The sequence below is a fragment of the Deinococcus sp. AJ005 genome (assembly GCF_009017495.1).
Lineage (GTDB): Bacteria > Deinococcota > Deinococci > Deinococcales > Deinococcaceae > Deinococcus.
In genome coordinates this window covers 1,452,953-1,474,299 of sequence record NZ_CP044990.1, presented here as the reverse complement: position 1 = coordinate 1,474,299, position 21,347 = coordinate 1,452,953, and the positions used below count along the sequence as shown (strand labels likewise).

The window sequence follows — 21,347 nt, the reverse complement described above, 5'->3', positions numbered from 1 at the left end:
TCACGACAGCTTCAAGTCCAGCCACGCGGCCCCCAGCTCATCCGACACGTCGCTGGCGATCAGACCGTAGCCATGCGCCCTGGCGGCCAGTTCGCCCGCGCGGGCATGCAGCCGCACCCCGGCCACCCCGGCGTCGGCGGCGCTCAGGCCCTGGCCCAGCAGCGCTACCAGAACGCCCGACAGCGTGTCTCCCATCCCCGCCGAGGCCATGCCCGGATGCCCGCCGCGCGCGACGCTCAGGGCGTGGGCTGAGGCGACGACACTGGGGCCACCCTTGAGAACCACCGTGCCGCCCAGTACCTCTTGCAAACGCCGCGCCGCCGCCAGAGGATCGCGCGTAACCTCTGGAGTCCCCACCCCCAGCAGCCGCGCCGCCTCGCCGGGATGCGGGGTCCACAGACACTGCGGATGGCCGTGGCCCACCAGTTCGGGGTGCAGGGCGTCGGCGTCCAGCACGGTGGGAATGCCCCAGGCCAGCACCTCGCGGGCCACATCCACAGCCTGCGATCCCAGACCCATGCCCAGCGCCACGGCATCGGGCAGGCCAGAGGCGCGCAGTTCGGGCAGGGCATGGTGCCAATCGGTGTGCTGCCGGACCATCAATTCAGGGGTGACCAGGGGCACGTCCGCCAGCGAATGCACCGTCACCAACCCCGCTCCGGCCCGCAGCGCACCCAGTCCGGCCAGCGCCGCCGCTCCCACCATGCCGGGGTGGCCGCCCACGATCCAGACCCGCCCCGCCGTGCCCTTATGTGCGCTCGCCGTTCGCACGGGCAGCAGCGCGGCCACTCCCACATCGTCCGTGCGAATGCCAAGGGCTTCCTCACGCACCCAATCGGGCGGCACCCGCAGCGGTGCAAGCGTGACCCGGCCTGAGCGTGTGGCGGCCTCACCGAACAGCGAGGCCGTCTTGAATCCCATGAATGTCACCGTCATGTCGGCGCGCACACTCAAACCCTCCACGTCTGCACAGGAGGCATCCAGACCGCTGGGAATATCGATGGACAGCACCGGCAGGCCCGCGTCATGGGCAATATTCAGAACCTCAATGACCGCTGCCAGAGCCGGGCGCAACGGCGGCACAAATCCCGTTCCCAGTAGGCCGTCCACCAGCACCCCGGAGACTACGGAGGCGCGGTGCAGTGAAGCTGGATTCAGCGGCTGGACCTCGCCCCCCACGGCCCGCAGGCGTCGGCGGTTCAGACGGGTCAGGGGGTGTCTGGCAGTCTGCGCCAGCACGCGCACCGTCCGGCCCAGTGCCAGCAGATGACGGGCGCCCACCAGGGCGTCTCCCCCATTGGCCCCGCCGCCTGCCAGGAGCAGCACCGGACCGTCTGGAAAGGAGGCTTGCACGGCGTCAGCCACCGCGCGCCCGGCCTCCTCCATCGCCAGATCCAGCAGCCCGGCACGCTCCAGGCGGGCATCTACCCGCCGCGCACCCTCTGGACTCAGGATGAATTCGCTCATGCCCGCTTATAGCGCACTCGTTGATCAGACACTCCAGACGCATCCTTCCGGTGCAAAGGACCCACGGAGGAGTCCCCTCTCCGCAGTCCGGCACCACGCCAGGTTAAGGCGTCAGGTCATCGCGCCGCGCAGGGCCAGGAACAGCACCAAAATCACCACGGCGATCAGTACCCAGCGCAGGCCCTTGAACAGCGGATTGCCCGCGAACTGGGCCTTGACCTCGGCGTCGGTGTCCTCCTTGGAGCGTTTCATACCCAGCCGCTGGCCGCGCCGGATCGAGCGCACCGCCTCGGCCATCTTGCCCTGTCGGCGCAGGGCCACACCCAGGTTATGCCAGCCACCGTCATAGTCGGGGTTCAGGCGGATCACCTCACGGTATTTCACCTCGGCCCCAGCGTGGTCACCGTTTTCAATGTCCAGATTGCCCAGATTGGTCAGCGCGCGGTAATGCCCGGCGTCAGCTTCAAGCGCCTCCTCAAACAGGGTTCTGGCCTCAGCACTTGCTTCCTGCAACGCCCGCAGCACGCCCTGAATGTTCAGCGCCTCGGCGCGGGTCAGCGGCTGGGCCAGCGCGGGGGCCAGTCCGGCGGCCAGCACCTCCGGGTCCGGCTCCTTGAGATGGGCGTTCAGGGCGTCCAGCGCCGCACCCAGCGCGTCTGGATCGGCGGCGCGGCGCAGCACGCTCAGCTCGGCGGCGTCGGCTTTCCCGGCCAGCGCCTCGCGGTAATCGGCCAGCGCCCGCCGGGCCGAGGGATAACGCCGCGCCCGCACCGTTTCCTGAAAACGGAAGACCGCCTCCAGCGCCTCCTGAACCTCCACCTCCGACTGCTTGATGCGCGAGACGGCCAGCGCCCGTCGCCACTCCCCGGCGCGAATGACCTCATTCAGATCGGGCAGAGCAGCGGGATCGGGAGTGGGCTGAACAGGAGATTTGCTGGCGGAACGAACAGGATCAGACATCTGCACCGATGATAGGCCGGATTGGGCAGCGAGAGGGGTGGGGGCCTCGCATTCCGGCTGTACCAGGGCGGTCGTTCCACATCAAATAGACGACGAAAAGCTACTCCTTTCGGGTTGGCTGCGCACAAAAAGTGACAGGCCGTCTCCACCAGACGACACGCCCACCCCTTCCGTCAATCCAAAGAAACCTCGCCGGACCACATGCCCTGACGTGTGAGGGCCGCCACCAGCCGGGGTTCGCGGCCTTCCATGCCGCCGCCTACGGCGAAATAGGCCCCTAGCAGTCTGGCCCAGTCGCCGGACTGACCATTTCGGGACGCGATGGGATTCATGATGTCCACAGCGTCGCGGATTTCATCGTCGGTGCCCGCGTGGTAGGTGTCGGTATGGATCACCAGCGGGCGCGGCACGCGGGGGCGGTACGGCGTGTCCTCAGCAGATGTGCCGATGGTCAGCGCGGCGAAGGGCAACACGCCAGGGGGCAGTTCCAGCAGATCGATGATGCCGTCCAGGCCGTTCATCACGCCGCCGATCCAGCAGCCCTGGTAGCCCAGCATCTCGGCGGCAGTCAGCAGGTTGGTTCCGGCCATTACCGCGTCCCCGATGCCGAAATGCACTGCGATGGCGGGCCAGTGCCCCGGCGTCTGCCCGGTCACTTCCAGCACCCGCGCCACCCGCCGCACGTCGGCGCAGACCACGAACGCCTCCGAGGCAGTGGCGATGTGCGCGTTGGTGGTCAGGGTGACCATCTGGGCGCGGACCTCTGGGCGGGTCAGGCGCACAAGAGAATACAGTTGCGCGGTGGCGTCGGTGGGGGCACGCTGGGCGGCATGCAGGATGGCTTCCAGGTGGTCTGCGGGCAGCGGCAGCGGGGAGCCGTCGGGAACGGTCACGTACTGGCGGACGGTGCGGTGGGCGTCGTAGAACGCGGTGACTTCTTCGGCGCTCTGGGTGCGGGTGGACAGGGTTGCAAGCATGGGGGGCAGCATAGCGGTCAGGCAGACGACAGAGAAAGGCAAGTCCCACAGCCCCCAGATGCCCGGATCAGCTTCTTCTTTCTACTCTGCATTTCTCTGGAAATTGAAATGCTCCTCTCCCATTGTCCGCACAGCCGCGCCGATATCGAGCTGCCGTGAAAGGCAACGCCTAGCGCACCGTTTCGCTGTTCCGGTCCTCAATGTTCTGGGCACGCACGCGGCGGTGGGCCACGAACCACAGACACGCGGCAATCAGCACGCCCGTCACCACGGTCACCCGCCAGTTCACACCCTGCAAGGCCATGCCCACCATGCCGCAGACCAGTGCCACGCCCCACAGGATCACAGCGGTGCGCCGCGCGCTGGCGGTGCGGGCCAGCACGCGGTGGTGGATGTGGGTCTTGTCCGGGTGCCCCAGCGGATTGCGAATGCCGCGGGCCAGCCGCCCAATGACCACCTGAGTCGTGTCCAGCACCGGCAGCGCCAGCACGATCAGCGGCACCAGCAGACTGGCCCCTGCGCTGAATTTCAGCGTGCCCAGAAGGCTGACGGCGGCCAGAGTGTAGCCAAACAGATAAGCCCCGGCGTCGCCCATGATGATCCGGCTGGGGTTGAAGTTGTGGCGTAAGTACCCCAGCGCCGCGCCGGACAGGCCCGCCAGCAATACCACGGCGGCAGCCCGGTCAGGAAACTGCGCCGCCGTCGCCAGCAGCACGGTGCTGACCACGAAACCCACGCCGCCCACCACGCCATCTACTCCGTCCATCAGGTTGACCGCGTTGGTCAGGCCCACGATCCACAGGATGGTCAGAAAGACGCTGATAGGGCCGTTGATGGCGTCGGGAACGATGGGTAAAAAGGGAATGGCGTTGAAGTCGATCTTGAGACCGTTGACGATCAGCAGCACGGCAGCCAACACCTGCACCAGCAGACGTGACAGCGGCGACAACCCGAACTGATCGTCGATAAAACCCACCAGCACCAGCAGGGACGCCCCCAGCAGGATCGCCAGCACCTGAATATTGACGATCTCCACCACGATGGGCCGCAGCGCCCAGGCCACGATCACACTGACGATAAAGCCCGCGAAGATCGCCAGACCCCCGGCATTGGGCAGCGGCTCGGTGTTCAGCCGCCGTGCGTTGGGTTGATCAGCCCAGCCGACCTGCACGGCAAATTCACGCAGACGGGGAATGAACAGCCAGGTAAACAGCCAGGCGGTCAGAAAGGTGACGAGAACGCTGAAAAAACCCCGTCCGAACAGGTCAGCGATGCCCAGTTGCTGGGCGAAGGCAGAAAGTGAATCCATAAAGTGCCCCGAGTCTAAGGGTTTCGCCGTGCCAGGGGGTTAGCCGAAAGGTGGAGGCGGCTCGTTCAGCGACGTCTATTTTATTTCGTGCCGTAGATCCGGTCCCCCGCGTCCCCCAGCCCCGGCACGATGTAGCCATGATCGTTCAGGTGAGAGTCGATGGCGGCGGTCACGATCTCCACGTCCGGGTGATCGCGCTCGATCACGGCGATGCCCTCGGGGGCCGAGAGGATGCACATCAGCTTGATGCTCTGCGCCCCGGCTTCCTTGAGGCTGTCGATGGCGGCGCTGGCACTGCCGCCCGTCGCTAGCATCGGATCGGTCAGAAAGACGCGGCGCTCGGAGATGTCGGCGGGCAGCTTGTTGTAATACGCCACGGGTTTGAGGGTCTGCGGATCGCGGTACATGCCCAGATGCCCCACCTTGGCCGCCGGAACCAGCGCCACGATGGCGTCGGTCATGATCAGCCCAGCGCGCAGAATCGCCACCAGCGCCAGCTTCTTGCCGCTCAGCATCGGGAACTGACCCGTTTCCAGCGGTGTGGTCAGGGTCTGGGGGGCCAATTCAAGATCTCGCATGGCCTCGTAGGCCAGCAACATACTGATTTCGGCGGCCAGTTCGCGGAATTCCTTGACTCCGGTACCGGTGTCGCGCATCAGCGAGAGCTTGTGTTGAATCAGGGGATGGGAGACAACGGTGACCATGTGGAAAGCATATCGCCTCAGCAGAGTGGAACCGGGTACAGGAACGGTCAGGATAAGATGCGCCGCGTGACCGTCCCCGCCTCTTCTTCAACTATTCCAGCTCTGGAAGCCCGCGAGGTTCGCCAGAGTTTTGGCGAACTGACCGTGTTGCACGGCGTCTCCCTGAGCGTGCAGCCGGGAGAAGTGGTGGCCGTGACCGGGCCTTCGGGCAGCGGCAAGAGTACGCTGCTGCATCTGCTGGGCGGGCTGGACGTGCCAGATTCCGGCGAGATCTGGTGGGCCGGGGAGCGCACCGACACGCTGGACACCCAGGCGCGGGCGCTGCGGCGGGCCGGGCGGGTGGGGCTGGTCTTTCAGCACCATTACCTGCTCGAAGACCTGAACGTACTGGACAACGTGATGATTCCCTGCCGTCTGGCCGGGCAGGGTGACACCGCACGCGCCCACGCCCTGCTGGCCCGCGTGGGCCTGTCGGGACGTGAGAGAAGCATGCCCGAGGTTCTGAGCGGCGGCGAACGTCAGCGGGTGGCGGTGGCCCGCGCGCTGGCTTCCGGCCCGGCGGTGGTGCTGGCCGACGAGCCGACGGGCAGCTTGGACCGCGCCAACGCCACCACGGTGGCCGCCCTGCTGGTGGCCCTGGCCCGCGAGGAGGGTGCGGGCGTACTGCTGGTCACCCACGACGAACGTCTGGCCGGGTACGCGGACCGGGCGCTACACCTGCTGGACGGGCGTTTTACGGAAGAGGCTCCTGTTTACGGCTAGCGACTGGACCTTGCACGCGCGGGTTTGCCGCCAGATCATTCCTCTCCTACCGGGACACCCGGAGAAAGCAGCGGGCCACCTGCGCCGCCGCCCCCGCCTCTGCCATAATTCCGCGCATGGCACCAACTTCCAGCATTCATGACCTTAAAGACCACCTCGGGCAGACCGTCAGCGTTCATGCCTGGCTGACCGACAAGAGCGGCAAGGGCAAGCTGCAATTCCTGAAACTGCGCGACGGCAGCGGCTTCGTACAGGCCACCGTGTTCAAGGGCGACGTGGCCGAGGACGTGTTTGAGGCCGCCAAACGGCTGACCCAGGAGCAGGCCGTGACCATCACTGGCGAGGTCAGGGCCGATGAGCGCGCCCCCGGCGGCGTGGAGCTGAGCGTGCGCGAGATCACGCCGATTTCTGAGAACCACGGCGAATACCCCATCACGCCCAAGGAACACGGCATCGAGTTTTTGATGGATCACCGTCACCTGTGGCTCAGGCACCGCCGCCCGTGGGCCGTGATGCGGGTGCGCGACTGCGTTCAGCGCTCAATCGCCACTTTCTTTCACGGCGAGGGTTTCATCCGCTTCGACGCGCCGTTTTTCACGCCCAACGCCGCCGAGGACACCACGGAGCTGTTTGAAATCGACCTGTTCGGCGAGGACAAGGCGTACCTGTCGCAAACCGGGCAGCTTCACGCCGAGGCGGGGGCGTTTGCCTTCGGCAAGGTCTACACCTCCGGCCCCACCTTCCGCGCCGAGAAGAGCAAGACGCGCCGCCACCTGCTGGAATTCTGGATGATCGAGCCGGAGGTGGCCCCCAGCACCCACCGCGAGAATCTGGATTTGCAGGAGCGGATGCTCAGCTTCATCGTGCACCGCGCGCTGGACGAGTGCGCGCCGGAGCTGGAACTGCTGGGCCGCGACACCGCCAAACTGGCCGGAGCCGCCGAGGGCAACTACCCGCGCATCACCTACACCGAGGCGCTGGAAATCGTGCGGCAGCACATCGAAAACAAGGATCTACCTCCCAACGTGCAGGAGGACGTGCAGCCCGTGGAGTGGGGCGACGATCTGGGCGCGCCGCACGAGACGATTCTGGGCCACCACTTTGACCGCCCGGTGATCATCGAGAAATACCCGGCGGCCATCAAGGCGTTCTATATGCAGCCGGACCCCGAAGACCCCCGCGTGGCCCTGTGCGACGATGTGATTGCCCCCGAAGGCTACGGCGAGATCATCGGCGGCAGCGAGCGCATTCACGATTACGGGCTGCTCAAGTCGCGGATTGAGGAACAGGGCTTGCCGCTGGACGAATTCGACTGGTATCTGGATTTGCGGCGGGTGGGCAGCGTGCCGCACGCGGGCTACGGCATGGGCCTGGAGCGCGTGATTGCCTGGATCTGCGGCCTTGACCATATCCGCGAGGCGATTCCCTTCCCGCGCATGCTGACGCGGATGCGGCCCTGAGTCAGAATTCCGAAAGAGGGGCGTGGGTTGTGCGCTCGCCGATGAAACTGTCTTCCGCTCTTCTGGCTCCGGTTATGGTGGCTTTTCTCGGCGCTTGCGCTCCCACAACAACTCAGGAACAGCCCCTCATTGACCCGGTGTTTACCCCCGGCCAGGTCTGGGAAGTGGCGTGGGAGGATGGGCTGAAGCCGTCCACAGTGACGATTCCAGTCCTCTATTCCAACGAGCGAGGTGTGGTGTTCTACGTGGGTGAAGACGTCAAGGGTGTTGATAACGCGTCGGCATCCTACTCGGCTGGCGGAGAGATCAGGCCCCATATCTCCATCAACGTGACGAAGGCTCCTTACGACCAGAAGCGGGATTGCAACGGCCTGATCAATACCCCTGTCGAAATCGGACAGACAGTTCAGGGCGTCTACGCTTTCCAGACGGGCCGTGGCATATATGGGGACTACGTCAGAACGGGCGACAAAGCAGGTCTATCGAACTGCACCATGAAGAGGATTCAGTAAGTTCAGGTCTGGGCCGGGACATCCCGCTCACCCATTCAGCAACTTCACCACGCCCTCTAACACCCGTACCTTGATCGCCGTCACCTGTCCATGCAGATCGCCGTCCAGGTGCAGCGGCGTAGGCGTATCCCAGCGCACCGTGACTTCACGACCCTGCGCCGTGCGCACCTGCGGCTGATCCAGATGGGTGCCGCGCAATACGCGCAACATCAGTTTGACCAGTTGAAAACGGTTCATCGGGCCGCCCGCCACCACGTCCAGCAGGCCGTCACGTGGGCTGGACTGCGGGCTGATCAGGAAGCCGCCGCCGTAGCGGGTGCCATTCATGACCGCCACAATGGGGCTGGGACCGCTGTAAAAAGGCTGCCCGTCCAGCGTGATCTGCACCTCAGACAGGTGTAGCTCGCGGACAGTGGCGACGGCGGACCACGCGTAGCGCGCGAAGCCCTGAAACTGCCTGGGAGCGCGGGCCATGTTGGCGGTCACGGCGGCGTCGAAGCCCAGGCCCAGGCCATTCAGCAACACATGCGTGCGGCCCGCGCCATCGCCATCCAGAATGCGGACCTCCAGGGCGTCCACGTTGCGGGGCTGGAAGGTCAGGCGGTCCAGCGCCTCCGCGAACTGTCCAGTTTTGAGGCCCAGCATCCCCGCGAAGTCGTTGCCCGTTCCCAACGGCACCACGGCCAGCGGGCGGCCCTGCCGCTTGGGGACGGAGACCAGCGCTGGCAGCAGCGCGCCCACCGTGCCGTCGCCGCCCACCGCCAGCACAGCAATGTGCGGCGGCAGAGCCTGAATGCGGGCCAGGGCGTCCTCGCCGCTGTCTTCCAGAATCAGCTCGAAGGGCTGGCCGCGCCGCTTCAACTCGGCTTCAAGGCGCGGCCACTCGCGCGTGGCCAGTCCCCCGCCCGCGTTGGGGTTGAGGACGACGGCCAGCGGGGGAACCGAGGATTGGGGGGCGCTCACGTCAGGCACATCATACGCGCCAGGAGCCTGAGTTCAGCTCCAATCCGCAGGGCGCTCGCCCAGGCCGAAGTGCCACGCGATGGCACGCGCGATCCGTCCAGCGGCCTGCCCGTCGCCGTAGGGATTGCGGGCCTCGCGCATGCCCTTTAACGTCTCCGGGCTATCCAGCAGGTGATTCAACACCGCTTCGAGCTGCGCTGGGTCATTGCCCGCCAGTTTCAGCACGCCCGCCTCCAGCCCCTCGGGGCGCTCGGTGACGTTGCGGAGAACAGCCACTGGCACGCCCAGCGCTGCACCCTCCTCCTGCAAGCCGCCGCTGTCGGTGGCCAGCAGCACGGAGGCGGCCATGAGGGGGGCCATGTCGCTGTAGTCCAGCGGCGCAGTCAGCTCGAAGTTACTCACGCCTTCCAGCACCGGGCGCACAGCCTCCTGCACGGCGGGCGAGAGGTGGACCGGATAGATGAAGTGGTGATCTGGGTGCGCCTGAGCAACGCGGGCCAGCGCCTGAGCCATCTCGCGCATCATCGGCTGGTTCTCGCGGCGGTGCATGGTCACGGTCACCAGGGGCTGCCCGGCGTCCACGCGGGCCTGCCATTCGGGGCGCAGCGGCACGCGCCCGGCCACCTCGCGCACGGCGTCCACGGCGGTCTGCCCGGTCACGAAGATGCCCACTTCCGGCTTGCCCTCACGGGTCAGGTTGGCCTTGCTGCCCGAAGTGGGCGAGAAGTCCAGCGCACTCAGCACGCCAGTCAGGCGGCGGTTGGCTTCCTCCGGGAAGGGTTCCTGCAAGTCGCCGCTTCGCAGGCCCGCCTCGACGTGGCCCACCGGAATCCCCTCGTAAAAGGCGGACAGGGCCACGCAGAACGACGTGGAGGTGTCGCCGTGGACCAGCACCAGATCGGCCTCCATCTCGCGCAGCACGCGCCCGGCCTGTGGCACGATGCGGGCGGTCAGGTCCGCGAGGGTCTGGCGCTCGGTCATTACGTTCAGGTCGCGGTCCGGCGTCAGGCCAAACACATTCAGCGCGCCGTCGAGCATCTGGCGCTGCTGCCCGGTGGAGAGGATCAGCGGCGTCAGGCCGGGTTGGGCAGCCAGAGCTGCGTAGACGGGGGCCATCTTGGTGGCTTCCGGGCGGGTGCCGAAGGCGAGGACAATACGTTTATCGGTCATGGGAATTCCTTGCGGGAGACATCACAGCGCGGGCCGGATTCGGGAGACCGTTGCGGCCCGTGGGCGAATGGAAGTTGAGGGGCCACGCCAGAAAACCCGCGTGGTGAACAATTGCACACTATAGGCGATTCAGCACGTACAGCCGGTGCCTGCCCCTGAGTCCACCGAAGCGGGAGGTGAAGCCCTGCTCCTGCTCCACGCCCAGGCCACAGGCGGCAAACATCCCCAGCCATTCCAGGCGCGAGCGCTCGCCGTGCGGGTGGCCGAATTCCAGATTGATCAGGGCGTCGGTCACGCGGTCCAGACGGTTCGGAGCGGACTCGCCATTGCCGTCCTCCAGCACCAAGACGCGCCGTGACACCCGCGCCGCTTCCCGCAGCACCGCCGCCGGATGGGGGCAGTGATGCAGCACGAAGGCCAGCAGCACCACGTCAAATGAGCGGTCTGGAAAAGGCAATGTCGAGCCGTCATACAGCACGCGCGGCACGCCAGATTCACGGCCCAGCCGCGCGGCGATGGGGTGCGCCACCAACCGCTGCCCCAGCGCTCCAGTGTGCGGCGAGACATCGGCCATCGTCACAGCCCAACCCTTCTGGGTCAGCAGCGCCGCCGTGTGGCCCGTTCCCGCACCCAGGTCCAGCACGCGTCCAGGTGGTAGGTGGGGAAGAATCAGGTCCAGCACGAAGCCCGCCCGCCGCCAGCCCAGCGGGGCGTAGGCCGCAGAGATCATGCGCGGCCAGAGATTCATACGCCGCGTCGTTTGATCCCCTTCATCGGCGCGTGGGTCCACGGGTCATCCGGCCAGGGATGCCGGGGATAGCGGCCCCGCAGGTCCTTGCGAACCTCGAAATACGACGAATTCCAGAAACTCCGCAGGTCTTGCGTAACCTGCACGGGCCGTCCGGCGGGCGACAGCAGATGCAGCAGCACTGGGGTGCGGCCCCCGTTGACGGCGGGCGTGTCGGCCAGCCCAAACAGTTCCTGCAACTTGACGGCCAGAATAGGAGGCGAACCGTCTGAACGATATTCCAGCCGGATGCGGCTGCCCGTGGAAACCCCCAGGTGCGTAGGCGCGAGGTCTTCGAGTTGCTGCGGCAAAGGCCAGGGCAGCAGCGCCTGCAATGCGGGCAGAAGGTTGATGCGCCCCAGGTCTTCCCGCGTGCGCGCCATGCCCAGATGCGGGCCGAGCCAGTCTCCCAGCGTCCCCAGCAACGCAGCATCGGAGAGATTGGGCCAGTCGCCTTCGGGGTGCCAGTGGCGCAACGACTGCACGCGGGCGCGCAGACCCGCGGCCTCGCGGGGAAAGGTCAGCAGGTGCAGCCCCTCGGCGCGGATGGCCCCGCTGAGGGCCTCTATCCGCAGCTCGGCAGGCAATTCCTTCAGGGGACGGGTTTCAAGGACAAGCGCCCCCACGCGGCGTTCATTCTGGGCGAGCAGGGTTCCCGTGCGGGTGTCCCAGCGGACGCTTTCCATCCATGCGGCGCGGGATTCCAGGGCAGACAGAGCAAGGGGAGCCGCCAGATAGATGCGGCCCTCGGCGTTGCTGGGATTCAGGGCGCGGGCGTCCACGTGGGCCACCGCCAGCGCCTCTGCTCCGGCCAGGGCGTCCCCCTCCGGCAGCGCCACGCCCTGACCGCCCGCCAGCAGAAAGCGGCCCCGCAGACCGCTGGGCAGTACCTCGCGCGGCAATGCGAGGCGTTCGGGATAGGCCAGGGCAATCAGTTCGCCCAGATCGTAGGGATCGGGTTCGGCGTTGTCTGGGCGCACATCCAGCAGCCCACGCCACTGCTTGGCCAGCCGCTCGATGCGCTCCAGCACGGCGACGTCTCCCCTGCTGCCGTGCCCAGCCCGCCACACCCGTAACGCCTCCACGCGTTCGGTCAGGTCCGCGCCTGAGCCGGGAGGGAGCGGATCGCGTTCCTCCAGCAGCGCGGCCAGATCGGCGGCCAGTGGTCCCAGGCCAGCCTCTGCCCCGCCCGTCAGCAGATGAGCGAGACGCGGATGGGTGGGAAATTCCAGTAGACGCTGACCTTCCGGGGTGACGCGGCCCGTGTCATCTAAGGCGTTCAGGCCACGCAGCAGGGCGCGGGCCGTTTCCACACGGGGGGCGGGCGGCGCGTCCAGCCACGCCAATCCAGCGGGGTCTGGCGCACCCCAGGCGGCCAGCTCCAGCACCAGCGGCGCGAGGTCTGCCTCCAGCACCTCCGGCGGGCGGGCGGGGGGCAGCAGCGGCTGGGTGCGCTCCGGCCACAGGCGGTAGGCCACGCCCGGCGCGGTGCGGCCCGCGCGTCCGGCCCGCTGGGTGGCGCTGTCGCGGGTGACGCGGCCCGTGACCATGCGGCTCAATCCCGTGGCGGGATCAAACGCCTGGGTGCGACTCTGTCCGCCGTCCACCACCACGCGCACGCCGTCAATGGTCAGCGAGGTCTCGGCAATGCTGGTGGCCAGCACCACCTTGCGCCGCCCATCAGGATCAGGCAACAGGGCGCGGCGCTGATCTTTGACGCTCAGATCGCCGTAGAGCGGCAGTACCAGCACCCCCCCCTCTCCCAGTTGCACATCGGCCAGTTGCGCGGCGGCCCCACGAATCTCGCGCACGCCGGGCAGGAAAGCCAGGATGTCGCCCTCATCCTCAGTCAGAGACTGCCGCACCCTGCGGGCCACGGCGTCCTCAACACGGCCCACCGGGTCTGTGGGCAGGTATCGCACCTCCACCGGATACGCGCGGCCCGCGCTTTCCACCAGCGGCGCACCCAGGCGGGCGGGCAGGTCCGGGTCCAGGGTGGCGCTCATGACCAGCACGCGCAGATCTTCGCGCAACGCCCCCTGCACCTCGCGCAGCAGGGCCAGTGCCAGATCGGCGTTCAGGCTGCGTTCGTGGAACTCATCGAGAATGACCAGCCCCACCCCGTCCAGTTCCGGATCACGCTGGAGGCGACGGATCAGGATGCCCTCGGTGACGACTTCCAGGCGGGTCTGCTTTGACACGCGCGCCTCGAAGCGCACGCGGTAACCCACAGTTTCGCCCACCCGCTCGCCCAGGCCCTCGGCCAGCCGCGAGGCCACTGCCCGTGCCGCCACCCGCCGGGGCTGGAGCATGATCACCGATTGTCCGGCCAGCCACGGTTCGTTCAGCAGTTCCAGCGGCAACGCCGTACTCTTGCCCGCGCCAGGGGGGGCCTGTACCACCACCAGCGGGTGCGCCGCCAGGGCCGCGCGCACCGCTGGGATGACCTCGGCAATGGGCAGGGTGGGGGGCTGGGGAGGCATGGGCAGAAGTGTAGTGGGTGGCGCTAGGCTGTGGATGACAGTTCAGACGATTACCGCAGCTTCAACCTTCCCGCCGCCCCGCCCGCTTCCGCACCTGCTCCGGCGTCAGGGGGCCGCCGTGACCGGGCAGTATGGCGCGCAGATCCATCTCGGCCATATACCGAAGGGTCTGGCGGGCCTGGGCATGATCGGCGTTGTAGGTGGCTTTGGGCAGATGGGCACCGTCCTTCGCGCCGATCACCGCGTCGGCGGCCACCAGCACGCCGTCCATGCTCACGCCGATCTGACCAGGGGTGTGGCCGGGCAAGGACACGACTTCCCAGCCCAGCACCGTCTCGCCGGGGTGAACAGCTTGCAGGGCGTCGGCAGCCACCTTGGGATGCGCCCGCGACACCATTCGTCCAATCTCCGGGCGGCCCGCCGGATACGGCAGATCGTGGACCTCGCCGGTCAGTTGCGGGTGTTCCAGCGGGTGCGCCAGCAACGGAATGCCGCGCTGGGCAGCCCTGTACGCGCCGCCGGAATGGTCCACATGCGCGTGGGTCAGCAGCACGGCGTCGGGGGCAAAGTCGCGCAGCAGGCGGTCAAAGCGGGCCGCGTAGGGCCACGCCCCGGCGTCTACCAGCAAACGGCCCGCCGGGCTGCTCAGTAGATACACATTGGCATATAGGGTCTGAACACGGACATTCGGGGCTAGAACGGTCACTGGCGCGATCATTTCACGGAGCGGGGCCGTAAGCTGTAATCCACATGAATGAAATTTCCTGGCTGGCCGTGCCCACCGAAGAGGGCGCGCATGAGGGCATCCGCAAACTGTGGAACAAGGCGGAGGCGAATCTGGGCTTCGTGCCCAACGTCTTCCGCGCACAGGCGCTGAACGGCGAGCAGTTTCTGGCGTGGTGGAATTATTTCAACCTGCTGGTCAACAAGGCAGGCCACCTGAGCAACATCGAGCGCGAGATGATGGCCGTGGTGGTCAGCGGCCTCAACCGCTGCGTGTACTGCGCGGTCTCACACGGCGCGGCCCTGCGCGAACACGGCATGGAGGCGCAGAAGGCCGACACGGTGGCCGTCAACTGGCGGCACGCCAATCTGTCCGCGCGTGAGGCCGCCCTGTGCGCCTTTGCCGAGAAGCTGACCCTGCAACCCGCCGGGATGATGGAATCGGACCTGACCCCTCTGCGTGACGTGGGTTTAGACGACGCCCAGATTCTGGAGGCCGTACAGGTGATCGGCATGTTCAACATGACCAACCGGGTCAGCAGCGCTCTGGGCTTCATTCCGAACGCGGAATACCACTCGAAGGGCCGGTAAAGCCACAAAAATCTGACCGCTGAACAGCCACGAACAGGCGCGGCATTTCAGCGGTCAGACGCTCAGGGCCGTTTCTCAGCTCCGGGTGTAGCCGGTGGCCTGCCAGCCGCAGCCGGAGCGCACCAGTTTGATGGTGCCGCCGTAGGTGCCGTTGACCTTCTCACCGTTGCTGTTCTGCGTGGCAGTGATGGTGACCTTGCCGCCCGCACTGCCGGTGTTGCCGTTGATGCCCACGTTGGTGATTTCTACCTTGTAGGACACGCCCGAGTAGGCCGCGCCGTAGGCCCCCGCCGCCGCACCCAGTCCCTCGTCCGCCGCAGCGCGGGCCGCTCCACGCGCTGCGGCGAGGTCCTGCTCGGGGGTCAGCTTGCACTCGGCGGGGGCGCTGCCCGCGTACTGGGTGGTCTCGCCGTCCTCGAATTTCAGGGGCGCGGGAATCTGACCCTGGAGGTTGACGACATTGATGCGGTAGTTGATGCCCACCGCCAGACGCGGCCCGTAGATGGGTTGCAGCGCCGTGCTGATGCGCTGCGCGCCCACTTCCACATACGCTTCCACCGGCAACAGGGCAATGCCGTAGCGCAGGCCCAGGCCGCCCTGAATGGCGGTATTGCTGCCCTGGATCTCCGCACCGATCAGGGCGTAGGTGGTCACGTTGCTGAAGGTGAACAGATCGCCCGTGACCAGCCCGCCGAAGGATCCGGTGCCCGACTTGCCCTCCACGTTACTGGTGCAGTAGGCCCCCTGGCCGTACAGACCGAAACGGCCCTCCTGAAAGCCCACGCGCCCGCCCACAATCTGGCAGCCCAGGCCCACGCTGCTGTTGAGGCCCAGCCGCACGTCCGCTGCCCCTGCTGTGCCCAGGGTGGTCAGTCCCACCGTCGCCAGACCCAGGGCCAGCATCATCTTCGCTTTTGCAATCATGAAGACTGTTTTAACACAGCCTTTGGATATGGCGCGTGAGTGAATGGGATTTCCCCTCTCAGGATGCTGCTTTCCGGCTTCAGAAAAAACGGCTTACGTCGCGCACCACCACGAAGGTCATCAGCAGGATCACGAAAGCGAAGCCTGCCACATTGATGGCCTGTTCCTGCGAGAAGCTCAGCGGGCGGCGGCGCACCACACCCACCAGCACCAGCAGGATGCGCCCGCCGTCCAGCCCCGGAATCGGGATCAGGTTGAAAAAGGCCAGCGACAGGTTCAGCAGGGTGGCGATCTGCACCAGCGCCCAGGGGCCGACGGTAGCGGCGCGGCTGACGATCTCGGTGGTGCCGATAGGCCCCGTCACGTTCTCGTCCTGCGAGAAATTCAGTGTCAGGAAGCGCCCGAACAGATTTCCGAAGGCTTTGAGAACCTGTGGAACAGCCTCGACCGTGGTGGTCAGCGAGGTCTGGAAGGCGGTCCCCACACCCGCTGGCACGATGTCCGGGCCGTAGCCGATGCCCAGCAGTTGCCGTTTGCCAGCCACGGTGGGTGTCCAGTCGAAGGTTACGTCACGCGCTTGCCCGGCCCGCTCCACTGTGAAGGTATGCGGCCCCGGCGTGCCCAGCACATTGCGCAGGTTTTCCCAGCCGGTCACGGTCTTTCCGTCCACCTGCACGGTGTCGGGGATGTCCTGCCCGTCGATGGCGCTGATCACGTCCCCGGTCTGGAAGCCCAGCGTCTGCGCGCGGGAATTCGGCTGCACGGATTCGATGCGCGCCCGGTCGGGAGCCGGGATGCCCTGCGAGGAAAAGGTCAGCGTCATCAGGCCGATGGCGAGCAGCAGGTTCATCAGCGGCCCGGCGAACAGCACGGCGATCTTGCCCCACGCGGGCAGCGCCGCGAAGCCCTTGCTGGCCTGGCGGTAACTGACCTCGCCCTCGTTGCCCCGGACCTCCTCGGGGGCCATGCCGTCGATTTCCACGTAGCCGCCGATGGGCAGAAGCGAGAGCCGCCATTCGGTGCCGCGCCACAGCCGCTTGAAGATGATGGGTCCCATGCCGATGGAAAACGAATTGACCCGCACGCCCTGCCAGCGGGCCAGCGCATAGTGCGCCAGCTCGTGCAGGAAGGTGGCAATGCTGATGATCAAGAGCGTCCAGATGAGGCCCAGCGGGGTCAGCGCGGCAGAGATGCTTTGAATGAAGCTCACGCCCTCACCCCCACCAGTTCCCAGGCCCGCACACGCGCCCAGGCATCGGTTTCCGCCAGCGAATCCCAGCCCAGTGTTCCAGCAGGAGTTTCATCCAGCACACGCTCCAGCAATCTGGGAATGCCCGTAAAGTTCAGTTGTCCGGCCAGGAATGCCTCTACCGCCACCTCGTCTGCCGCGTTCAGGGCGACAGGCTGCAACCCGCCCACCTCGCCCGCGCGGTAGGCCAGACCCAGGCAGGGGAAGCGCTCAAAATCCGGCTCGCGGAATTCCCAGGTGCCGCGCATCGGCCACCCCAGGTGTCCAGCCACTTCCGGCCCACGCCGCGCGCCGCGCACGTCACCGGGGCGCTGCATTCCGGTGGGGGCGGCGTCTATGGCATAGGCAATCGGCAGCCGCATGTCGGTGGGGCCGAACTGCGCTTTCAGGCTGCCGTCGCGGAAGCGCACCGCCGCGTGGATCAAGCTCTGCGGGTGAACTACCACGCCCACCTGTGACAGCGGCAATCCATATAGACTGGCGCACTCCATGACCTCTAGCCCCTTGTTCATTAAAGTGGCGCTGTCGATGGTCACCTTCGGCCCCATGCTCCACGACGGATGCTTCAGGGCCTGCGCGGGCGTCACGCCGCCCAGATCGGCGGGGCCGTCGCGGAAGGGGCCGCCGGAGGCGGTCAGGATCACCTCGGCCACGTCTGCCATGTCCTCTCCGGTCAGGCACTGAAAGACGCCCGTGTGTTCGGAATCCACGGGAACCACGCGCCCGCCGCCCGCCGCCGCCGCCTCCCAGATCAGGCCCGCCGCCGTGACCATCGCCTCTTTGGTGGCCAGCGCCACCGCCTGCCCCGCTTGCAGGGCGGCGCGGGTGGGGGCAAGCCCGATCAGGCCGCTCATGGCGTTGACCACCACATCGGTGTTCATGGCGGCCACCTCGCTGACATCGGCAGTCAGATGTACATCGGGCAGCAGTTTTTTTGCCTCGCCGTAGACGGCTGGATCAACGCTGACCAGTGTTGGACGAAACTCTTTCACCTGTGCAGCCAGCAGTTCCAGATTGCGCCCCGCCGCCAGCGCCGACACGGTGTATCCACGCTCGCGCGCCACATCCAGCGCCTGCGTGCCGATGCTCCCCGTGCTGCCCAAAACCGTCAGTTCCATGCCCGTCCGCTCATTGACCCCAGCATGAGGCATCCGGGACGGGCAGAGTGTGGGGAAAGGCGGGTGAGGTGGGGGAAACGACTGGGCAACGTATTGAGTTGCGGCCTGCCCGTGGCCACCTCACCCCCCGCCGCTACGCGGCTCCACCCTCTCCCACACGGCGAGAGGGGATAAAAGCTATTTCTTTCAGTCCCTGGTCTTGCTTCCCAGCGCCTCCATCAATTCCAGCGCGTACCGCACCCCCGTCTCGAAGTCGCGGCGCAGCACATTCTCATTGGGGGCGTGGACGCGACCCGCCACGTTGCCGATGCCTAGCGCCACCACGGGCGCACCGACATGCTGCATGAAGGGGTACATGGGGCCACTGCCGCCGCTGCTGGGATGGAGGATGGCGTCCTGGCCGTACACTTCCCTTGCCACCGCTACGGCGGTCTGCACGAAGGGGTCATTCAAGTCACTGCGGGCCGGGTGCTGGTGGCTTTCCAGCTCGACGATTTCCACGTCACCTAAGTTCTGGGCGTCCAGATGGGCGCGCAGCAGTTCCACGATCTTGTCGGGGTGCTGGTCCGGCACCAGACGGAAATCGATCTTGACGAAACCCTCGGCGGGCAGCACGGTCTTACTGCCGCCGTCGCCGTAGCCGCCGTGAAAGCCGTTGACGTTCAGCACGGGCATCAGGTTGGTGCGGGTGTTGAAGTCTTCTGACGCTCCCAGGCGGCGCGTGACCTCGTAGGCGTCGTATAGCGACTCACCCTGGCCGGGAATGCTGGCGATGGCGGCCCGATCCGCCTCAGAAGTTTCGCGCACGTCGTCGTGGAAGCCGGGAATGGTCACACGTCCAGTCTCGTCGCGCAGGCTGGCCACGGCCTTCGCCAGCCGCCACAGCGGGTTGTCCACCACCGCCCCGGTGCTGCTGTGCAGCTCACTGGCCGCCACCCGGCAGCGCAATTCCAGACACACGATCCCCTTGAGGCCCGCGTACAGGATGGGCCGCCCCTCGGGGGTCACGCTGCCGAATTCCCACCACACACCATCGGCCTTGAGTTCGGCGGCGTGGTCCTTGACGAAGGCTTCCAGGCTGGGGCTGCCCACTTCCTCCTCGCCCTCCAGCAGCCACTTGACCTTGAGGGGGATCTGGCCACCGTGCCGCTCACGTAGCGCCCGCAGTCCGGCCAGTCGGGAGACGAATTCACCCTTGTCGTCGGATGCGCCCCGCCCGTAGAGGCGTCCGTCGCGCTCAGTCAGCTCGAAGGGCGGGGTATCCCACAGGTTCAAGGGGTCTTCCGGCTGCACGTCATAGTGGTTGTAGATCAGCAGGGTAAACGGGCCGTCCCCAGCCTCGGCCACCAGCACCGGGGCCACCTGACCGGGATGACGGGCCACCGTGAAGCCCTCGGCCTCCAGCAGCGCGGTCACGGCGTCCGCCGTCTCGGGCAACATACGGCCCTGCGCGGAGACGCTCTGCATGGCCACCAGATCACGCAGGTCAGACAGGCCGCGTTCGATGTGGGCGCTCAGATCAGTTGAGGTCATGTCCTACAGGGTAAGGGTTAAAGCACGCCCCGGTACATCTGGTCCAGAGTCAGCACCTGTCCCAGACAGGGAACGTCCACCTGTCCGGCGTCCCGGTGTTCGCGCATGGTCCAGCCCTCGCCCTCGCGCTGATATTCCACGACATAACGCTCGTCCTGCGACACGAGCAGGTAGGTTTGCAGGGTGGGGATAGCGGTATAAACGGCGTATTTGTGGCGGCGGTCATTGTGCGCGGTGCTTGTTGAAAGGACTTCGGCCAGAAAACACGGAGACGACTCGTGATAGCGCCCCGGTTGATCAGCGCCGCAGACCAGCATGACATCAGGGTAAAAGTAGCTGGACGCACCAGAGACGGAGAGCTGCATATCGGACTGGTAAATGCGGCAGCCCTGGGCGTCAGCAGCGGGCAACAGGGTTGCCATGATGCGCCCGCTGAGCCGCACATGCTCCCCGCTGGCCCCTGCCTGAGCGTGCAGCGGGTACACGAAACCGCCCACGTATTCGCGCTTGTAGGGACTCTCGCGCTCGGTTCGCAGATAGTCCGCTTCCGTCATGGCTTGAGGAGCGGCGTCTGTCATAGGGCTATTTTACGCCCCTACTTCTCGAAGCCGTGCGGATGCCCCTTGTGCCAGTTCCAGGCCGTCTGCACGATCTCCTGCAAGTCGGTGAACTGCGGCGCGAAACCCAGCTCCTGCACGATCTTCGTGGCGTCGGCCACCAGCCGGGGCGGATCGCCTGCACGGCGGGGAGCGATCTCACGGTCCAGCGGCGTGCCCACCACCGCATCCACCGCGTCCAGCACCTGTTTGACGGAAAAGCCGTGGCCTAATCCCACGTTGTAGGTGGCGGCATCGGCCTTTCCGGCGTGTAGGGCTTCCACCGCCAGCACATGCGCGTCGGCCAGATCCTGCACATGCACGTAATCGCGGATGCATGTTCCATCGGTGGTGTCGTAATCCTCACCGAAGATCATCATTTTCTCGCGCTGGCCCAGGGCCGTCATGCAGGCCAGTTCAATCAGGTGCGACTGGCTGGGATGTGCCTCGCCGATGTCCCCGGCGGGAGACGCGCCGCAGACGTTGAAGTACCGCAGGATCGTATAGGGCAGGCCGTGCGCCGTATGAAAGGCGTGGATCATGCGCTCGGTCATCAGCTTGGTCTCGCCGTAGACGCTTTCAGGCTGCATAGCGGCGTCTTCGGGGATCGGCACGGCGTCGGTGGTGCCATAGACGGCGGCGGTGCTGGAAAAGACCAGCGGCACCTTGCGGGTGTCCACGATGGCTTGCAGCAGGTTGAGGCTGCCCACCACGTTGTTGCGGTAGTAGCGGGCCGGAGCGCGCATGCTCTCGCCCACCTCGATCAATGCGGCGAAGTGAATCACGGCGTCGGGTTTATGGGCTTCCAGGGCGGCCTTGACGCTGGGGAAATCCAGCAGATCAGCTCTAACCAGCTCCACATCACCGGGCAAGGCTTCGGCGTGACCGCTGGAAAGGTTGTCCAGCACCACCACCGAATGACCTGCCGCCCGCAATTGCCGGACCGTGTGTGAACCGATATACCCCGCGCCGCCAACCACCAGAAGTTTCATCGGGACTCAGGGTAGCAGGGCAGGGGAGCAAGACGGACCAAAAGAAGGCTGGCGGACGAGTCGATGT

20 protein-coding genes are annotated in these 21,347 nt (G+C 66.4%); 4 read left to right on the top strand and 16 right to left on the bottom strand.

The window, feature by feature from the left end:
* From DAAJ005_RS08990 to upp, 5 genes are all read right to left on the bottom strand, one after another.
* Positions 1 to 1,467 (bottom strand): NAD(P)H-hydrate dehydratase, encoded by a 1,467-nt coding sequence (locus tag DAAJ005_RS08990; protein WP_151846822.1) that lies wholly within the window; start codon positions 1,465 to 1,467, stop codon positions 1 to 3.
* Positions 1,468 to 1,578: 111 nt separating this feature from the next.
* Positions 1,579 to 2,427, bottom strand: coding sequence for a tetratricopeptide repeat protein (locus DAAJ005_RS08985; RefSeq protein ID WP_151846821.1), 849 nt, complete (start codon positions 2,425 to 2,427; stop codon positions 1,579 to 1,581).
* Positions 2,428 to 2,600: 173 nt separating this feature from the next.
* Positions 2,601 to 3,404: a nitroreductase family protein gene (locus DAAJ005_RS08980; RefSeq protein ID WP_151846820.1), complete on the bottom strand. Its 804-nt coding sequence runs from the start codon at positions 3,402 to 3,404 to the stop codon at positions 2,601 to 2,603.
* Positions 3,405 to 3,573: 169 nt separating this feature from the next.
* A complete protein-coding gene (locus DAAJ005_RS08975; RefSeq protein ID WP_151846819.1) occupies positions 3,574 to 4,713 on the bottom strand; it encodes an MraY family glycosyltransferase in 1,140 nt (379 codons plus the stop codon).
* An 80-nt stretch (positions 4,714 to 4,793) separates the two neighbouring features.
* Positions 4,794 to 5,417: a uracil phosphoribosyltransferase gene (gene upp / locus DAAJ005_RS08970; protein WP_151846818.1), complete on the bottom strand. Its 624-nt coding sequence runs from the start codon at positions 5,415 to 5,417 to the stop codon at positions 4,794 to 4,796.
* A gap of 57 nt (positions 5,418 to 5,474) precedes the next feature.
* Here upp and DAAJ005_RS08965 point away from each other — a divergent pair, with 57 nt between their 5' ends.
* The 3 genes from DAAJ005_RS08965 (at position 5,475) to DAAJ005_RS08955 (ending at position 8,151) form a co-directional block, all read left to right on the top strand.
* Positions 5,475 to 6,179, top strand: coding sequence for an ABC transporter ATP-binding protein (locus DAAJ005_RS08965; protein WP_151846817.1), 705 nt, complete (start codon positions 5,475 to 5,477; stop codon positions 6,177 to 6,179).
* A 116-nt stretch (positions 6,180 to 6,295) separates the two neighbouring features.
* Positions 6,296 to 7,639 (top strand): asparagine--tRNA ligase, encoded by a 1,344-nt coding sequence (gene asnS, locus DAAJ005_RS08960; RefSeq protein ID WP_151846816.1) that lies wholly within the window; start codon positions 6,296 to 6,298, stop codon positions 7,637 to 7,639.
* Positions 7,640 to 7,680: 41 nt separating this feature from the next.
* Positions 7,681 to 8,151 carry a hypothetical protein gene (locus tag DAAJ005_RS08955; RefSeq protein ID WP_151846815.1) on the top strand — a complete coding sequence of 157 codons (471 nt, stop codon included), beginning with the start codon at positions 7,681 to 7,683 and terminating at the stop codon, positions 8,149 to 8,151.
* 27 nt (positions 8,152 to 8,178) lie between these two features.
* On the opposite strand, the gene DAAJ005_RS08950 is transcribed toward DAAJ005_RS08955, so the two are convergent.
* From DAAJ005_RS08950 to DAAJ005_RS08930, 5 genes are all read right to left on the bottom strand, one after another.
* Positions 8,179 to 9,114 carry a diacylglycerol kinase family protein gene (locus tag DAAJ005_RS08950; protein ID WP_151846814.1) on the bottom strand — a complete coding sequence of 312 codons (936 nt, stop codon included), beginning with the start codon at positions 9,112 to 9,114 and terminating at the stop codon, positions 8,179 to 8,181.
* A 33-nt stretch (positions 9,115 to 9,147) separates the two neighbouring features.
* Positions 9,148 to 10,284 carry a non-hydrolyzing UDP-N-acetylglucosamine 2-epimerase gene (gene wecB / locus DAAJ005_RS08945; RefSeq protein ID WP_151846813.1) on the bottom strand — a complete coding sequence of 379 codons (1,137 nt, stop codon included), beginning with the start codon at positions 10,282 to 10,284 and terminating at the stop codon, positions 9,148 to 9,150.
* A gap of 118 nt (positions 10,285 to 10,402) precedes the next feature.
* Positions 10,403 to 11,032 (bottom strand): class I SAM-dependent methyltransferase, encoded by a 630-nt coding sequence (locus DAAJ005_RS08940; RefSeq protein ID WP_151846812.1) that lies wholly within the window; start codon positions 11,030 to 11,032, stop codon positions 10,403 to 10,405.
* Positions 11,029 to 13,554, bottom strand: a complete 2,526-nt coding sequence (hrpB, locus tag DAAJ005_RS08935; RefSeq protein WP_151846811.1) for an ATP-dependent helicase HrpB — start codon at positions 13,552 to 13,554, stop codon at positions 11,029 to 11,031. Before hrpB ends, DAAJ005_RS08940 begins: the two co-directional genes overlap by 4 nt.
* 61 nt (positions 13,555 to 13,615) lie before the next feature.
* Positions 13,616 to 14,272, bottom strand: a complete 657-nt coding sequence (locus DAAJ005_RS08930; RefSeq protein WP_151846810.1) for an MBL fold metallo-hydrolase — start codon at positions 14,270 to 14,272, stop codon at positions 13,616 to 13,618.
* Positions 14,273 to 14,304: 32 nt separating this feature from the next.
* On the opposite strand from DAAJ005_RS08930, the gene DAAJ005_RS08925 reads away from it, so the two are divergent.
* Positions 14,305 to 14,868, top strand: a complete 564-nt coding sequence (locus tag DAAJ005_RS08925; RefSeq protein ID WP_151846809.1) for a peroxidase-related enzyme — start codon at positions 14,305 to 14,307, stop codon at positions 14,866 to 14,868.
* Between the two features lie 75 nt (positions 14,869 to 14,943).
* Here the strand turns inward: DAAJ005_RS08925 and DAAJ005_RS08920 are convergent, their stop codons facing one another.
* The 6 genes from DAAJ005_RS08920 to galE all read right to left on the bottom strand — a co-directional run bounded on the left by DAAJ005_RS08920 (position 14,944) and on the right by galE (position 21,280).
* Positions 14,944 to 15,792 (bottom strand): hypothetical protein, encoded by an 849-nt coding sequence (locus DAAJ005_RS08920; protein ID WP_151846808.1) that lies wholly within the window; start codon positions 15,790 to 15,792, stop codon positions 14,944 to 14,946.
* A gap of 79 nt (positions 15,793 to 15,871) precedes the next feature.
* Complete coding sequence (locus DAAJ005_RS08915) at positions 15,872 to 17,002, bottom strand: RIP metalloprotease (protein ID WP_151846807.1); 1,131 nt, start codon at positions 17,000 to 17,002, stop codon at positions 15,872 to 15,874.
* Positions 16,999 to 18,159 (bottom strand): 1-deoxy-D-xylulose-5-phosphate reductoisomerase, encoded by a 1,161-nt coding sequence (gene dxr, locus DAAJ005_RS08910; RefSeq protein WP_192930908.1) that lies wholly within the window; start codon positions 18,157 to 18,159, stop codon positions 16,999 to 17,001. Before dxr ends, DAAJ005_RS08915 begins: the two co-directional genes overlap by 4 nt.
* Positions 18,160 to 18,345: 186 nt before the next feature.
* Complete coding sequence (locus DAAJ005_RS08905; protein WP_151846805.1) at positions 18,346 to 19,692, bottom strand: M20/M25/M40 family metallo-hydrolase; 1,347 nt, start codon at positions 19,690 to 19,692, stop codon at positions 18,346 to 18,348.
* A 17-nt stretch (positions 19,693 to 19,709) separates the two neighbouring features.
* Complete coding sequence (locus DAAJ005_RS08900; RefSeq protein ID WP_151846804.1) at positions 19,710 to 20,270, bottom strand: Uma2 family endonuclease; 561 nt, start codon at positions 20,268 to 20,270, stop codon at positions 19,710 to 19,712.
* A gap of 17 nt (positions 20,271 to 20,287) precedes the next feature.
* Entirely contained in the window at positions 20,288 to 21,280 is a 993-nt protein-coding gene (galE, locus tag DAAJ005_RS08895; RefSeq protein ID WP_151846803.1) for a UDP-glucose 4-epimerase GalE, read from the bottom strand.
* Between the last annotated feature and the right edge of the window lie 67 nt (positions 21,281 to 21,347).

Bases quoted from the DNA above. Each gene is read 5' to 3' on its own strand.
- DAAJ005_RS08955 (WP_151846815.1), top strand. From the start codon at position 7,681: ATGAAACTGTCTTCCGCTCTTCTGGCTCCGGTTATGGTGGCTTTTCTC.
- asnS (WP_151846816.1), top strand. From the start codon at position 6,296: ATGGCACCAACTTCCAGCATTCATGACCTTAAAGACCACCTCGGGCAG.
- hrpB (WP_151846811.1), bottom strand. From the start codon at position 13,554: ATGCCTCCCCAGCCCCCCACCCTGCCCATTGCCGAGGTCATCCCAGCG.
- DAAJ005_RS08975 (WP_151846819.1), bottom strand. From the start codon at position 4,713: ATGGATTCACTTTCTGCCTTCGCCCAGCAACTGGGCATCGCTGACCTG.
- galE (WP_151846803.1), bottom strand. From the start codon at position 21,280: ATGAAACTTCTGGTGGTTGGCGGCGCGGGGTATATCGGTTCACACACG.
- DAAJ005_RS08940 (WP_151846812.1), bottom strand. From the start codon at position 11,032: ATGAATCTCTGGCCGCGCATGATCTCTGCGGCCTACGCCCCGCTGGGC.
- DAAJ005_RS08980 (WP_151846820.1), bottom strand. From the start codon at position 3,404: ATGCTTGCAACCCTGTCCACCCGCACCCAGAGCGCCGAAGAAGTCACC.
- wecB (WP_151846813.1), bottom strand. From the start codon at position 10,284: ATGACCGATAAACGTATTGTCCTCGCCTTCGGCACCCGCCCGGAAGCC.
- dxr (WP_192930908.1), bottom strand. From the start codon at position 18,159: ATGGAACTGACGGTTTTGGGCAGCACGGGGAGCATCGGCACGCAGGCG.
- DAAJ005_RS08900 (WP_151846804.1), bottom strand. From the start codon at position 20,270: ATGACAGACGCCGCTCCTCAAGCCATGACGGAAGCGGACTATCTGCGA.
- DAAJ005_RS08930 (WP_151846810.1), bottom strand. From the start codon at position 14,272: ATGATCGCGCCAGTGACCGTTCTAGCCCCGAATGTCCGTGTTCAGACC.
- DAAJ005_RS08920 (WP_151846808.1), bottom strand. From the start codon at position 15,792: ATGATTGCAAAAGCGAAGATGATGCTGGCCCTGGGTCTGGCGACGGTG.
- upp (WP_151846818.1), bottom strand. From the start codon at position 5,417: ATGGTCACCGTTGTCTCCCATCCCCTGATTCAACACAAGCTCTCGCTG.
- DAAJ005_RS08990 (WP_151846822.1), bottom strand. From the start codon at position 1,467: ATGAGCGAATTCATCCTGAGTCCAGAGGGTGCGCGGCGGGTAGATGCC.
- DAAJ005_RS08965 (WP_151846817.1), top strand. From the start codon at position 5,475: ATGCGCCGCGTGACCGTCCCCGCCTCTTCTTCAACTATTCCAGCTCTG.
- DAAJ005_RS08985 (WP_151846821.1), bottom strand. From the start codon at position 2,427: ATGTCTGATCCTGTTCGTTCCGCCAGCAAATCTCCTGTTCAGCCCACT.
- DAAJ005_RS08925 (WP_151846809.1), top strand. From the start codon at position 14,305: ATGAATGAAATTTCCTGGCTGGCCGTGCCCACCGAAGAGGGCGCGCAT.
- DAAJ005_RS08905 (WP_151846805.1), bottom strand. From the start codon at position 19,692: ATGACCTCAACTGATCTGAGCGCCCACATCGAACGCGGCCTGTCTGAC.